12 protein-coding genes and 2 tRNA genes are annotated in these 13,066 nt (G+C 72.2%); 8 read left to right on the top strand and 6 right to left on the bottom strand.

Features of this window, described 5'->3' with window-relative positions:
• Positions 1-115: 115 nt before the first annotated feature.
• Positions 116-1,123, top strand: coding sequence for a sugar phosphate isomerase/epimerase family protein (locus AB0I11_RS25825; protein ID WP_357325639.1), 1,008 nt, complete (start codon positions 116-118; stop codon positions 1,121-1,123).
• Positions 1,124-1,180: 57 nt separating this feature from the next.
• Here the strand turns inward: AB0I11_RS25825 and AB0I11_RS25820 are convergent, their stop codons facing one another.
• A complete protein-coding gene (locus AB0I11_RS25820; RefSeq protein WP_046571809.1) occupies positions 1,181-1,582 on the bottom strand; it encodes a hypothetical protein in 402 nt (133 codons plus the stop codon).
• Between the two features lie 281 nt (positions 1,583-1,863).
• Here AB0I11_RS25820 and AB0I11_RS25815 point away from each other — a divergent pair.
• The 5 genes from AB0I11_RS25815 (at position 1,864) to AB0I11_RS25795 (ending at position 7,409) form a co-directional block, all read left to right on the top strand.
• Positions 1,864-1,936: transfer RNA gene (locus AB0I11_RS25815), tRNA-Asn, on the top strand.
• A gap of 207 nt (positions 1,937-2,143) precedes the next feature.
• Entirely contained in the window at positions 2,144-4,264 is a 2,121-nt protein-coding gene (locus AB0I11_RS25810; RefSeq protein ID WP_357325635.1) for an MMPL family transporter, read from the top strand.
• On the top strand, positions 4,254-5,495 hold the full coding sequence (locus AB0I11_RS25805) for an NAD(P)/FAD-dependent oxidoreductase (RefSeq protein ID WP_357325632.1): 1,242 nt from the start codon (positions 4,254-4,256) through the stop codon (positions 5,493-5,495). The genes AB0I11_RS25810 and AB0I11_RS25805 overlap by 11 nt, the downstream gene beginning before the upstream one ends.
• A 152-nt stretch (positions 5,496-5,647) precedes the next feature.
• Positions 5,648-5,721, top strand: a tRNA-Ile gene (locus tag AB0I11_RS25800).
• A 296-nt stretch (positions 5,722-6,017) separates the two neighbouring features.
• Entirely contained in the window at positions 6,018-7,409 is a 1,392-nt protein-coding gene (locus AB0I11_RS25795) for a DNRLRE domain-containing protein (protein ID WP_357325629.1), read from the top strand.
• A 222-nt stretch (positions 7,410-7,631) separates the two neighbouring features.
• On the opposite strand, the gene AB0I11_RS25790 is transcribed toward AB0I11_RS25795, so the two are convergent.
• Positions 7,632-8,492: an alpha/beta hydrolase gene (locus tag AB0I11_RS25790; RefSeq protein WP_357325626.1), complete on the bottom strand. Its 861-nt coding sequence runs from the start codon at positions 8,490-8,492 to the stop codon at positions 7,632-7,634.
• 76 nt (positions 8,493-8,568) lie between these two features.
• On the opposite strand from AB0I11_RS25790, the gene AB0I11_RS25785 reads away from it, so the two are divergent.
• Positions 8,569-9,153: a helix-turn-helix domain-containing protein gene (locus AB0I11_RS25785; RefSeq protein ID WP_357325623.1), complete on the top strand. Its 585-nt coding sequence runs from the start codon at positions 8,569-8,571 to the stop codon at positions 9,151-9,153.
• Between the two features lie 76 nt (positions 9,154-9,229).
• Here the strand turns inward: AB0I11_RS25785 and AB0I11_RS25780 are convergent, their stop codons facing one another.
• The 4 genes from AB0I11_RS25780 to AB0I11_RS25765 form a co-directional block, all read right to left on the bottom strand.
• The gene (locus AB0I11_RS25780; protein ID WP_357325620.1) at positions 9,230-9,811 is read right to left on the bottom strand and encodes a TetR/AcrR family transcriptional regulator; all 582 of its coding nucleotides are present in this window, start codon (positions 9,809-9,811) and stop codon (positions 9,230-9,232) included.
• A gap of 22 nt (positions 9,812-9,833) precedes the next feature.
• Positions 9,834-10,511, bottom strand: coding sequence for an ABC transporter ATP-binding protein (locus AB0I11_RS25775; protein ID WP_357325617.1), 678 nt, complete (start codon positions 10,509-10,511; stop codon positions 9,834-9,836).
• Positions 10,508-11,632, bottom strand: a complete 1,125-nt coding sequence (locus tag AB0I11_RS25770; protein ID WP_357325614.1) for an ABC transporter permease — start codon at positions 11,630-11,632, stop codon at positions 10,508-10,510. The genes AB0I11_RS25775 and AB0I11_RS25770 overlap by 4 nt, the downstream gene beginning before the upstream one ends.
• A gap of 156 nt (positions 11,633-11,788) precedes the next feature.
• Positions 11,789-12,451: a flavin reductase family protein gene (locus AB0I11_RS25765; RefSeq protein WP_357325611.1), complete on the bottom strand. Its 663-nt coding sequence runs from the start codon at positions 12,449-12,451 to the stop codon at positions 11,789-11,791.
• Positions 12,452-12,720: 269 nt separating this feature from the next.
• On the opposite strand from AB0I11_RS25765, the gene AB0I11_RS25760 reads away from it, so the two are divergent.
• Complete coding sequence (locus AB0I11_RS25760; RefSeq protein WP_357325608.1) at positions 12,721-13,035, top strand: hypothetical protein; 315 nt, start codon at positions 12,721-12,723, stop codon at positions 13,033-13,035.
• Positions 13,036-13,066 lie beyond the last annotated feature (31 nt).

The following is a 13,066-nucleotide window of genomic DNA, read 5'->3' as shown; positions in this document are numbered from 1 at the left end:
CGTCGGACCCAGGCGCGACCGCGCCCACCGGTGCTCCCGTCGAGGTCGTCCGCATGCCGGTCACCCTCGCCCCGGTCCGCAACGGAATCCCCATCCACGACAGGGGAGAAGGACAATGGCGCGACCGATCACGCTCTTCACCGGCCAGTGGGCCGACCTTCCGTTCGACGAGGTCTGCCGGCTCGCCGCCGAATGGGGGTACGACGGCCTGGAGATCGCCTGCTGGGGCGACCACTTTGAGGTCGACAAGGCCCTCGCCGACGACTCGTACACCGACCGCAAGCTGGCCACCCTGGCCAAGCACAACCTCCAGGTCTTCGCCATCTCCAACCACCTGGTCGGGCAGGCGGTCTGCGACCACCCCATCGACGAGCGACACCAGGACATCCTGCCCGCCCGGATCTGGGGCGACGGCGAGCCGGAGGGGGTCCGTCGCCGGGCCGCCGAGGAGATGAAGGACACCGCGCGGGCGGCGGCGAAGCTCGGGGTACGCACGGTGGTCGGCTTCACCGGCTCGTCGATCTGGCACACCGTGGCGATGTTCCCGCCGGTGCCGCCCGCCATGATCGACCGCGGCTACCAGGACTTCGCCGACCGGTGGAACCCGATCCTCGACGTCTTCGACGAGGTGGGCGTCCGCTTCGCGCACGAGGTGCACCCGAGCGAGATCGCGTACGACTACTGGACCACCAGGCGGGCGCTGGAGGCGATCGGTCACCGGCCGGCGTTCGGGCTGAACTGGGACCCGTCGCACTTCGTCTGGCAGGAGCTGGACCCGGTCAACTTCATCTTCGACTTCGCCGACCGGATCTACCACGTGGACTGCAAGGACGCGAAGGTCCGCACCGGGGACGGCCGGCGCGGCCGGCTCTCCTCGCACCTGCCCTGGGCCGATCTGCGCCGCGGCTGGGACTTCGTCTCCACCGGGCACGGCGACGTGCCGTGGGAGGACTGCTTCCGCGCGTTGAACGCGATCGGCTACGACGGTCCGATCTCGATCGAGTGGGAGGACGCCGGGATGGACCGGCTGGTCGGCGCGCCCGAGGCGCTGCGGTTCGTCCGCCGGCTCGCCTTCGACGCCCCGGCCGCGGCCTTCGACGCCGCGTTCAGCAGCAAGGGCTAGCGGACAACCGGAAGCGGGCCGGTCACCCGGAGGTGACCGGCCCGCCGTCCGGATGAATCAGAGGGTGCTGCCGTTGCTGCTCGTGCCGGACGACTTGCTGCTCGTGCTGGTGGTCGACGAGCCGGTCGTGCTGGTCGAACCCGTGCCGGTCGAGCCGGCCTTGGCGCCGACCGTGGCCGGCGTGCCGGCGAACGGCTTGTCGGCCCCGGTCAGCTCCTGCTTGCTGCCGTTGCCGGTGCTCAGCTTCTCACCGAGCTTGGTCTGACCCAGCTTGTCCTTGCCCTCCGAGTAGAGCCGGGTCGCCTGGGCCTGCGCGACCCCGGCCGCCTCCTGGACGGTCGGGTGGTCGAGCACCTTGCGGCCCCGGACCACCAACTCCTCGTACTTCTCTCGGCCGGCACGGGCGCCCAGGACGAATCCCGCAGCCAGCCCGCCAAGAAACATGATCTTTCCGCGCATGGCGGCTCCTTCCGTACCTGACGCGCGCCGTTCCCGTCGGGGTTCCCGGCGGGAGCGACCCTGTCGCGCCTGCGTCCTCTGTCGGCGGCTAACTACCCATCCTGCTCTCTCGTCATACCTCCTTGGGCGAGGATGACGATTTGTCCGGAATGTTGGAGGTGGAATGCCGGAAAAGTCGTCGCGGCCGGTGCGGTAACCCCCTGGCGCACCACCCCCCGATGTCCTGTACTCTTGTCCCCGTCGCCCGGCGCGGAGAGATCCGCAAGCCGGGTGATCTACGGTCCCCCGTAGCTCAATTGGCAGAGCAGCCGGCTGTTAACCGGCAGGTTTTTGGTTCGAGTCCAAACGGGGGAGCTTCAGCTCGGACAGCACGCCCGTCGGCCCCGCCGGCGGGCGTTTCTCGTGGCCCGGCCGGAGCCCGCGGCGCGGGCCCGATCGGCGCCCGCGCGCTGCCGTCGCCCACGTTTCCGCCCGCCGGCACCCGTTCGCCCGGCAGGATGGTCGATGTCGACTTAGACTCGCGCTGCGTCGATATGTGCGTCGATTCGAGGGTGGATGGGGATGGCCGGAGGACGGAGCCGCTGGACGGCGACCCTGGTCGCGGTGGCGCTCGTGCTGGCCTGGCTGGTCGTCGGCGGCATCGCCGGGCCGTACGCGGGCAAGCTCGGCGATGTCGCGACCAACGACAACGCCGCCTTCCTGCCGACCGACGCCGAGGCGACCCGGGCGCAGGACCTCGCCGCCGGCTTCGTCGAGAAGGAGACCACCCCGGCCCTCGTCGTCTACGAGCGTCCGGCCGGCATCACCCCCGCCGACCAGCAGCGGGTCCAGGCCGACGCCGCCCGCTTCGCCCAACTGCCCGGCGTGGTGGCCCCGCTGTCCCCGCCGATCCCCAGCCAGGACCGGCAGGCCATCCAGGTGGTCGTCCCGATCGACGCCGCCGAGGGCGAACAGATCGGCGCCGTCGTCGACCGGCTGCGGGAGATCGCCGGTCCGGACCGGGACGGGCTCACCGTCGACGTCGCCGGTCCGGCCGGGCTGCTCGCCGACCTGATCGAGGTGTTCACCGCCATCGACGGGCCGCTGCTGCTGGTCACGCTGGTCGTCGTGCTGGTGATCCTGCTGATCGTCTACCGCAGCCCGGTGCTCTGGGTCTTCCCGCTGCTCGCCGCCGGCATGTCGTACTCGCTCGCGTCGGTCTTCGTCTACGTGCTGGCCCGCAACGACGTCATCAAGCTCAACGGGCAGGCGCAGGGCATCCTCACCGTGCTGGTCTTCGGCGCCGGCACCGACTACGCGCTGCTGCTCATCGCCCGCTACCGGGAGGAACTGCACCGCCACGTACGCACCTGGCACGCCCTCTGGGCCGCCTGGAAGGGCGCCGCCCCGGCGATCATTGCCTCCGGCGCCACCGTCATCGTGAGCCTGCTCTGCCTGCTGCTGTCCAGCCTCAACTCCAACCGGGCGCTCGGCCCGGTCGCCGCCGTCGGCATCGCGGCCACCCTGCTGGTCATGCTCACCTTCCTGCCCGCCCTGCTGCTGCTCGGCGGGCGGTGGGCGTTCTGGCCGCGACGGCCCCGCCACGACGACGCCGACCCGCAGACCGAGCACGGCATCTGGGGCCGGGTCGCCGGCTTCGTCGCCCGGCGCGCCCGGGTCATCTGGCTGGTCACCGCGGTGGCCCTGGCCGCCCTCGCGCTCGGGGTCAGCCAGCTCGGCGCCACCGCCCTGGGCCAGTCCGACCTGTTCACCAAGCGCACCGACTCGGTCGCCGGCCAGGAGGTGATCGCCCGGCACTACCCGGCCGGCACCGGCAGCCCGGCCACCATCTTCACCAACCCGGCCAGCGCCGAGCAGGTCGCCCGGGCCGCGCAGGGCGTACCCGGGGTGTCCTCGGTCCGCCCGTTCACCCGGCACGCCGGTCCGCCCGCGGCGGACGCCCCGCCCACCGTGGTCGACGGGCGGGTGCAGCTCGAGGCCACGCTGGCCGACCCGCCGGACAGCGACCGCGCCGAGCGGACCCTCCGCGAGCTGCGCCAGACGGTGCACCGGGTGCCCGGCGCCGACGCCGTGGTGGGCGGGTTCACCGCCATCAACGTGGACACCGCCGACGCCTCCACCCGGGACCGCAACGTCATCATCCCGGTGGTGCTGCTGGTCATCGCGGTCATCCTGGCCCTGCTGCTGCGCGCCCTGGTGGCCCCGCTCCTGCTGATCGCCACCGTGGTGCTGTCGTTCCTGGCCACCCTCGGGCTCTGCGCGCTCATCTTCCGGTACCTGCTCGACTTCCCCGGCGTCGACCAGTCGTTCCCGCTCTTCGCCTTCGTCTTCCTGGTCGCCCTCGGCATCGACTACAACATCTTCCTGATGAGCCGGGTACGCGAGGAATCGGTCCGCCGCGGCACCCGGGCCGGCGTGCTCGCCGGGCTCGCCGTCACCGGCGGCGTGATCACCTCGGCCGGCATCGTCCTCGCCGCCACCTTCTCCGCGCTCGCCGTGCTGCCGCTGGTGGTGCTCGTCGAGCTGGGTGTGGCGGTCGCCGTCGGGGTGCTGCTCGACACCATCGTCGTCCGCTCGCTGCTGGTCCCCGCCCTGTCGTACGACATCGGGCCGCGGATCTGGTGGCCGAGCCGGCTGTCGCGGTCCCACCGGGCCGGCGCGGAGGTGACCCGTGGTCGGTGAGACCGACGTCGTCGTCGTCGGTGGCGGGCTGGCCGGCCTCGCCGCCGCGCGCCGCCTGCACCGCGCCGGCGTGCCCTGGCGGCTGCTCGAGGCCGGCGACCGGCTCGGCGGCCGGGTCGCCACCGACGCGGTCGACGGCTACCTGCTGGACCGCGGCTTCCAGGTGCTCAACACCGCGTACCCGCGCCTCGCCGGCCTGCTCGACCTGGCCGCCCTGGACCTCGGCTGGTTCACCTCCGGCGTGCTGGTCCGCCGCGCCGACCGCCTCGAACGGCTGGTCAACCCGCTGCGCGACCCCGCCGGCGCACCCGGGACCCTCACCGCCGGGGTCGGTTCGCTCACCGACCGGCTGCGGCTCGCCAGCTTCGCCACCAGCTGCGCCGTCCTGCCGATCGGCCGGCTGCTCAACGCGCCCGAGACCACCAGCGAGGCCGCGCTGCGCCAGGCCGGACTCTCCGGCGCCATCGTCGAGGAACTGCTCCGGCCGTTCCTCTCCGGCGTGCTCCTCGACCGGGAACTCGCCACCTCCAGCCACGTCCTGGCGATGATCCTGCGCGCCTTCGCCCGGGGCCGGATCGGCCTGCCCGCCCGGGGGATGGCCGCGCTGCCCCGGGCCATCGCCGGCCCGCTGCCCGCCGAACTGATCGAGCTGCACACCCCGGTCGTCGAGGTCACGCCCGGCCGGGTCCGCACCCGGACCGGGGAGATCGCCTGCCGCGCCGTCGTGGTCGCCGTGGACCCGCCGGCGGCGGCCACGCTGCTGCCCCGGCTGGCCCGGGTACGGATGCACGGCTACACGACCTATTACCACAGCACCGACACCCCGCCGCTGGCCGAGCCGATCCTGCTGCTCGACGGGGAGCGCCGCGAACTGGTCGCCAACACGGTGGTGTCCAGCAACGCCGCGCCCACGTACGCCCCGGCCGGGCGGCACCTGGTGGCCACCTCGGTGGTCGGGGCGCAGGCCCCGACCGAGCCGGTGATCCGCCGCGAGCTGGACCACCTCTACGGCCGCTCCACCGCCGACTGGACCCACCTGACCACCGTCACGGTCCCGCACGCCCTGCCCGCCGCGCCGCCGCCGCAGGGCCGGCTGCGCAAACCGGTCTCGCTCGGCGACGGGCTCTTCGTCGCCGGGGACCACCGGGACACCCCATCCATCCAGGGGGCGCTGGCCAGCGGCTGGCGGGCGGTCGGCGCGGTGCTCGCGGAGTTGCGCGGCGAGGGCTGACCCGGCGCGTCCGCGCCCCGCGTACCTGAAGGGACGGACGGGGGCAGCACGCTGTTATCCTCGCGTTGCTCATCGTGGCGAACGAATCATGATGCGGCCCGTTCGGTGGTGGTCGGTGATCCACGGAGCGGGTTACGATCCGGCGCGGTAGCGGGGCGGTAGCTCAGCGGGTTAGAGCAGTGGACTCATAATCCATCGGTCACGGGTTCGAGTCCCGTCCGCCCCACTCTTTTCCTCAGTTGCGATCCGCCGGCGATCCAACCTCGGGTCCGGCCCGGTGCAACCGGCGGACCACCAGCGCCGAGCCCTGGTGCGGGACCGCCCGACGAGTGCGTAGCACGGTGATTCCGGCGGCCGAGTGCTTAGCACGGTCACTCCGGCGGCCGAGCCGGCGGTGGCGGCCGCGTTGCCCGGGCGCCGGAGCGCAGCCGGATCATGGGGCGGGAGCCGACGGGGCAGACAGCGGTCGATGTGATCACCATAATCGGTTCGCTCTGATTTTCCGACCACACGAACGGGGACATGGAAGTGCTGCGTATCTCATCAAGACGGTCGGCTGCGGCCGGGCTGGCGGCGATCGCCGCGTTCAGCGTGCTCGGTCCGGCAGGCACCCCCGCCCAGGCCGGCCCGACGGGAACCGATGCGGTCGCCACGGTGACCGTGCCTGCCTCGGTGGACACCTATGTGGTGGCGGAGGCGCCGACCAACAGCTACGGCACGGCGACCAAGCTGACCTCGGCGAACTGGACGACCTGGCACAGCGAGAGCTACGTGCGGTTCCAGGTGCCCACCGACAGCCGGTCCATCGTCGGCGCCCGGGTCGAGTTCACCTCGAACAAGTCCGACCAGCAGCCCACCCGCCTCGACCTGCGGGCCCTGACCGGCACCTGGAGCGAAACCACCACGTACGCGACCCGGCCCACCGTCGGCGGCACCGTCGCGAGCGCCACCCTGCCGGGATCCGGTGTCAGCACGTACTCGTTCGACGTGGGAACCACGGTCCGGGCCCCGGGCACCGTCAACTTCGCGCTGGTGAACCCGACCGCTTACTCGGTCGCCTCCGTGCAGTCCCGCGAGCAGGGCTCCGGGCCCGGGCCCCGCCTGGTGATCGAGTACGGCTCGCCGACGACCACGCTCTGCGGCGCGTCGTTCAACAGCGAGACCGCCGGCGAGACCTACCAGCAGGCGTTGGCCCGGATCGACGGGTACTACAACGGCCTGGAGTCGGTGCGCGTCTTCTACCCGGGTCTGCCCCAGGCCTGGCCGGGCAAGCTCGACGTCAGCGGCCGGCCGATGATCGTGTCCTTCAAGGCGCCGCCGGCCGAGGTGAAGGCCGGCCTGCACGACGCCTACCTGCGGGACTGGTTCCGTGCCGCGCCGACGAACCAGGACATCTACTGGACGTACTATCACGAGCCGGAGAACGACAGCTTCGCCCCGGCCGATTTCGTCGCGGCGTTCCAGCGCGTCTCCGACCTCGCCGAGCAGGCCGGCAACCCCCGGCTGCGGGCCACCCTCATCCTGATGGGCTGGACCCTGGAGGACGCTTCGCAGCGTGACTGGACGAACTGGTACCCGGGCCGCGAGTACGTGGACGTGCTCGGCTGGGACGTCTACAACGAGGGTTGGAAGAAGGGCAACTACAACCCGCCGGTGGACATGTTCGCCAAGGTGGTCGCCGTCAGCCGCCAGGAGGGCCTGCCGTTCGGCATCGCCGAGACCGGCAGCCCACTGGTCGCCGGGGACACCGGCAGTGGCCGGGCGGCCTGGCTGCGCGCGCTGGCCAGCCACCTCACCGCCGAGGGCGCGCTGTTCGCCGACTACTTCGACCTGGACTGGCGCCAGCAGGCCGGCATCGACTACCGGCTCCGGGACACCGCGAGCATGACGGCCTGGCGGGAGTTCTGCAGCTGAGCGACCGCACTGCCCGGTGGGCCCGCGCCGAGCGGCGCGGGCCCATCCGCGTCCAGAGGTCTCGGTCGCGTCCGCTGCTGCCGGTCTTCTCCGGGCCAGGCCGCCGGTGCTCCGCTGCCTCGACGCGGCCGAGGAGGATCCGGTGGCGTTGGGCGCGGTGCTCCGCGATTGGTGGCACCTCCCGACCCGATCGGCGGGCCCACGCCCGGACCGGTCCGTCGCCTATGTGGTGAGCAGTTCGCGGATGCGGGCGGCGACGAGCGCCGGCTGTTCGGCGTGGATGAGATGGGCCGCGTCCACGCTCTCGTACCGGCCGTGGGGGAGGGTCTCGACGTAGCGGCGCTGATGCTCCCGGGTGAGGGCGTGCTGGCGCTCGCGTCTGCTGGGCGGTTTCGCGGCCGACAGCAGGATCGTCGGGCAGGTCGGCGGCTGCGGTGGATCGGTCCGGAAGCCGGGGAGCGCGGCGGCGAGCGCGCGCATCTCCCGGCGGGTCTGCGCCGTCCCGGCGGGGGTGAAATCCTCGGCCAGCATTGTCTCGTAGGTGTCGGCCGGGTAGTAGGGCCGGACGTTCGCGCTGAGCAGGCGGCCGAACAGCCGGAGCCGGCTCAGTGCCTGCGCCACCGCGAGCATCCGGTCGACCTGCCGGGTCGTCCGCGCCCAGCTTTCGTCGTCGTAGACCGGGGACATCTCCGGCAGCGTGTCGATGAGCAGCAGGCCGCGCAGGCGCGTACGTAGGCGGTCGGCGGCCCGCCGGGCGACCAGGCCGCCCATGCTGTGCGCCACCAGGACGAAGTCGCCCGGCACGAGGGCCTCGACCAGTGCGACCAGGTCGTCGGCCATGCCGTCGACGGTGAGCGGGGTCGAGAGCGGGCCCGTCCGGACCCGCCCCGCCCGGTCGTACGTGATCAGCCGCGCCTGGTCGGCCAGCAGTGGCCGCACGGCGTCCCAGCACGTGCGGCCGCAGCCGGCGCCCGCCTCGAACACGACCCAAGCCCCGTCATGGTCGGGTTGTTCGGGGCCGGACTGTGCCACATGGACGGCCCGGCCGTTGACCGGCAACCGCTGCCCCGGCGCATCCCGCATCCGATCGCCTCCTTGACCAACACGCAGGATTAGTTTCAACCTAGATAATGGTATCGCATGTGAAATAGTTCCTGCCATGAACACTGCTGAGCTGCTGCTGCATCCCGTCCGGCTGCGGATCGTGCACGCGGTCTCCGGCGGTCGGGAGCTGACCACCACCCAGCTGTGCGAGCGCCTGCCGGACGTCTCCAGGGTGACCGTCTACCGGCAGGTGGCCCTGCTGGTCGATGAGGGGTTCCTCGAGGTGGCCGGCGAGCAACGCGTGCGCGGCGGCGTCGAACGCCGGTACCGGCTGCGTCAGGACCGCCCCGTGATCGACGTCGACGCGGCGGCGGAGATGACGATCGACGACCACCGGCGCGGGTTCGCCGCCGCGATGGCCGTGCTGATCGCCGAGTTCAACAGGTACCTGGACGGGGACGGGGCCGACCCGGTCGCCGACCGGGTGTCGTATCGGCAGGGCACCCTGTGGCTCAGCCCTGCCGAGTTGGCCGAGCTGACCGGAAGGCTGGTCGGCGTACTGCGGGAGGTGACGGGCAACGGGCCGGCACCGGGGCGGTCGGCGTACCTGCTCAGCCCGATCCTGTTCCCCGTGACGCCTACCCAGCCGAACCACGGCGGCCCGCCGGCGGAAGCCTCGGGTCACACCCCTGCGTCATGATCCGCTCTGCCGCTGGCGTCGCACCATGCCTGCGCCGGTCAGCGCGGTCCGTGGGAGGTCCGGGCGGTCCCGCCGCCTAGACGTGGCCGAGAAGGAACGGGGCCAGCAGCTCACGGACCCGCGCGTCGACGGAGGGTGTGTCCGCGCCGTCCTCGATCATGCGGCTGGCGGTGTAGACGACGGAACTGATCAGGCGCGCGGTGGTGGCGGGGTCGGGCACGCCCAGTTGCTCGACGGCGGCGCAGAGGGGCTGGCTCATCTGGTCGTGCATGAGCTGGGTGCTGGCGTCGACCTGATCGCCCGGTACCGACCGGATCAGCGCGGTGGCGAGGGCGTGCTCGCCCTCGGCGACCAGGCGCAGGTTCGCGGTGGCGTACGCCAGCACCTTCTCGCCCGGGGTGCCGGCGGCGTCCATCGCGGCGTTGACCCGGCGTGACCAGTTCGGCAGGACCTCCTGCACCAGTTCCAGCAGCATGTCCTTGGCCGACGGGAAGTACTCGTAGACCGAGGAGCGGGGCAGTCCCGCCCGGGCGGCCACGGCCGTGAGGCTCGGCGCCTCGTGCGGGTTCTCCACCAGCAGGGCGCGGGCGGCGTCGAGGAGGACCCGGCGGCGGTGGGCGCGGTGCTCCGCGATTGTCGGCGCGTCGATGCGCGGCACGGGTCCTCCTCTCTCGCGTCGCTCAGCCGGCCGAGAGCCGCCCGTCGATCATCTCGGCTACCCGGTCGCAGTGTTCCAGCACGTCGTGGTCGTGGGTCACCATAACGGTAGCGACGCCGGCCTCCTTCGTCTCCTGGGCGATCAGCTGCACGACCTCGTGGCTGCGCGCCCGGTCCAGCGCCGCGGTCGGTTCGTCGACCAGCAGCAACGAGGGCCGTCCCATCAGCGCGCGGGCGATGCCGACGCGTTGGCGTTCGCCGCCGGAGAGCTGATGCGGTCGGCGGTTGGCCCTGTGCGCCATCCCCACGTCCGCGAGCAGCTCGGCGGGGTCACGGCCGTCGGCCCGGTGCCGGCTGAGCTTGGCTACCAGCTGCAGCTGCTCCAGCGAGGTGAGCGCCGGGATCAGGTTGCCGCTCTGGAACACGAAACCGATGTGGTCGCGCCGGTACGCGGCACGCTGCCGGGCCGTCATGCCGACGATGTCGTGGCCGTCGACGGTGACCGTTCCCCGTTCCGGGACGGTCAACGCGCCGGCCACCGCGAGCAGGCTCGACTTGCCGGCGCCGGAGGGCCCGACGACGGCCACCAGTTCGCCCGGGGCGACGGTCAGGCTCACCTCGTCCAGCGCGGTGACCATGGCGTCGCCGTCGCCGAGACGGACGACCACGCCGGACAGGTCCAGACCGGTACGGTTGTTCATCGCTGTCCTCCCAGTGCGGTGAGGGGGTCGACGGCCGCGATCCGGACGATGGCGACGGCCGCACCGATCAGGCCGAGCAGGACCAGCAGGGCGCCGGCGACCAGCACTGCGGGCGCCTCGATGGCGAACGGCACCGCGCTGCCGCTGATCAGCCCGCCGAGCCCCACGCCGACAGCGATCCCCGCGCCGATCGAGGCGCCGAGCACCACCAGCGCCTGCACCAGCCCGTCGCGCAGCAGGTACCGCCTGGCCGCGCCGATCGCCCGCAGCACCGCCAGTTCGTGCCTGCGGTTGATCGTCCAGACGGTGAAGAACGCGCCGACGACCAGGGCCGAGATGGCGTAGAGGAACACCTGGATGAGTTGCAGCGTCGAGGTCTCGGCGGTGTAGCCGGGCGAGCCCCCGTACGCCTCGACCTTGTCGAAGCTGGTGGTGCCGGCGGCGGCGTCACCGGCGGCGAGGTCGAGGTCCCCGTCGGACCGGATGGCGATCGCGGTGGCCTCGTTGGCCGCCGAGGCGCGCAGCTCCTCGCCGGGGCCGACGCCCTGGTGCAGGCGCTGCCAGGCGGCCAGTGGTACGTAGGCGACGTCGACGTGGCCGTAGGTGCGCTGGTCAGACGTGGCGCCGATCACGGTGAACCGGGTGCCGATCCGGTCGATGACGACGGTGTCGCCGACCCGCAGGCCGGCGTCGAGCGCGGTCCGGGACACCACGATGCCGTTCGGGTCGCCCAGCTTGGCGCCCTCGGCGACCGGGGGCGCCAGGAACGAGTCCGGTTCCACCCCGAACATGGCCAGGTCGATGGGTACGTCCCGGTTGCTGCGAGCGTTGACCAGCAGGTTGCCGAAGAGGGCGGCATCCCGAACCCCCGGCTGTTGGCGCCACTGATCGAGCTGCTTTCGATCCACCACGCTGCGGGAGAACGCCGAGTCCAGCTTGGTGTCGTGAGCGAAGGCGAAGGCGGTCACCGGTAGCCGCTGAAGTCCGGAGACGCCGTCGTTGACCAGACCCGAGGAGAGCCCGGACAGCAACACCACGAGTACCGCGATGAGGGCGACCACGCTACCCATGAGCGTGAACCGCCAGCGCGCGAAGCGAAGCTCGCGCAGAGCCAAGAACATGGGTCCTCCAGCCGGATTTTGTCGACAGTGCGTCGGAAACTATACCGGCGGGGCGTCGGAAAAAAATCCGGGGGCACCCGCGGCCTGCCGGCGGTGATCCACCGGTGCTGGTCGGGCGGCCGGTGCCGCGGCTCCCGAGGCGGGTCGCGGCACGGATCAGGCCGGCGGCGCTGCGGCGCTTGGTCGACGTACGCCTACCATCGCGGCCGCCGGCGTCTCCGTTCGGAAGCTGTGCCCGAGCTCCGGGCCGAGGCCGAAGTAGTGCCGGAAGTTGTAGATCAGCGGGCGCCACGCGCTGGGGGCGACATGGTCGGTGCCGGGCACGACGATGGCAGGATCCGCGTGTACGCGAAGCACGTGCGCCTCGACGATCAGGAAGTCGCCGTGCAGGTCGGGGGTGATCCGTACGGCCCGGGCCTCCAGTTGCAGCGGGCACTCCGCGACCCGCTGCGGTCGTACCAGCTCGGCCGGCTCGGGACGCAGCCCGGCGGCGGCGAACTTCGCCGGCTCGTACCGGAACGCGCCCCGCTTGTGGTCCGGAACCGGGTCGCGGCCGGTGAGCGGGGCGAGCCGCTCCACCACCGGCCACTGCTCCGCGCTCGGCAGGTTGATCACGAGGTCGGGCCGCCGGCGCAGGTTGCGGGCGGTCTGCCCCGCCGACCCGAGGCCGAGCACCACGACCTGGCCGAGCGCCCAGGCCGACGACATGGGCGCGAGGTTGCTCGTCCCGTCCTCGTTCTCGGTGCTCACCAGCACCACGGGTGTCCCGAAGTAGAGGATCCTGGGCTGGATGACCAGGTGATCGGTTGTCTGGATCATGCCGGGAGCGTATGGGCGGGACGATTCGGTGCGCGGCGAACTGTCCCCGAGGCCGTCCGCGTTCCGTCCACCGCCGGCAGGTGGCCAGCCGCGATGCTGGAACCGGCGGTGGGTGGCCCGCGTCGCATTGTCGATCGAGCGCCAGGGCCGAGCCACCGGGAGAGCGGGGTGCGACGACGCCGCGCGACAACGGTTGCCGTGATGGCTGCCAGCACCTCGGCCCAGCCCGGCGGATCACCCCATCGGCGAGGATGGGTTCTACTGGCCCAGTGCTGATCAAGCGAGGATGCTTCTCCTGTGCGAACACGGCCCGGTTTGCCGACCTGCCGCCGCGGGAGCGGATCGCCGGCGACGAGCACTGGCGGGTGGCGCATGCGGTAGGCACCGGGCTACCAGGCTGGCTCGTGCTCGTTCCGCGACGTCACGTGCGCACCATCGCCGAGCTGACCGAGGTCGAGGCCGCCGGATTGGGCTCCTGGCAGGTACGCCTGTCGCGAGCGCTGCATGCCGTGACCGGCTGCGCGAAGACGTACGTCGTGCAGTTCGCGGAGGCGAGGGCTTCGACCACGTGCACTTCCACGTGATCCCCCGGCCGGCTGATCTGCCCGTCGACCG

The sequence above is a fragment of the Micromonospora sp. NPDC050495 genome, assembly GCF_040655175.1.
GTDB lineage: Bacteria > Actinomycetota > Actinomycetes > Mycobacteriales > Micromonosporaceae > Micromonospora.
The sequence above is the reverse complement of the archived record's forward strand: the minus strand, read 5'-3'. Positions and strand labels throughout refer to the sequence as shown.